This is a genomic window from Kitasatospora nipponensis (assembly GCF_039528135.1).
GTDB lineage: Bacteria > Actinomycetota > Actinomycetes > Streptomycetales > Streptomycetaceae > Kitasatospora > Kitasatospora nipponensis.
The window spans coordinates 1-595 of sequence record NZ_BAAALF010000910.1; the positions used below are offsets into that span (position 1 = coordinate 1).

The 595-nt window shown below is 66.7% G+C and carries 1 protein-coding gene; it reads right to left on the reverse strand.

Annotation, left to right across the window (positions count from 1 at the left end):
* Positions 1-595: Z1 domain-containing protein (locus ABD323_RS44015; RefSeq protein WP_344447615.1), on the reverse strand; the 595-nt coding region annotated here is incomplete at both ends.

A 595-nucleotide genomic window follows, 5' to 3' on the forward strand; every position in this document is an offset into this window, starting at 1 on the left:
CCTGGTATCCAGGACGGAAGCCGAACCAGCGTCCCATCTGCATCAGCGTGTCAGCCTGCCGCGTGGTCCGCCGATAGTAGGTGACCGTGAGGCCCTCGACCGTGAACCCCCGGGACAGCTTGGTCCCCCCGATCAGGATCTTCCAGACGTTCGGAGTCCGGTCGAAGTCCAGGTCCAGCTGGTCGAAGTACCGGTCGCCGTTCCCGTTCACGACCACGACCGGGTTGCCGCCCTTGGTGATCAGCTGACGCGCCCGGCTGACGTACGGCTGGAGCTCGCGGTAGGCGGCGGGATTCGGCAGGTCCAGTGCGCGGGCTGCGGGCACCGCGGCGAAATCGCCTTCCCAGAGGGCGGCCAGCCGGGTATGACCCTCGGTTGAGGCGTAGCCGGCCTGGTGCCACATGCTCTTGACCAGGTCTGCGAGTTCGGCATGGTCATCGGTCCGCACAGACTCGTGGATCAGCATGGTGTGGTGTCTGAACGCCTGTTCCGGCACACCGTGATCGGCGCGGAAGAGCTTCAGGGCTCCGGTGAGCAGGAAGGCGTCCATCGCCTCCTGGAGGCGGTCACCCTGTTCCTCCCCGATCCCCCCGAC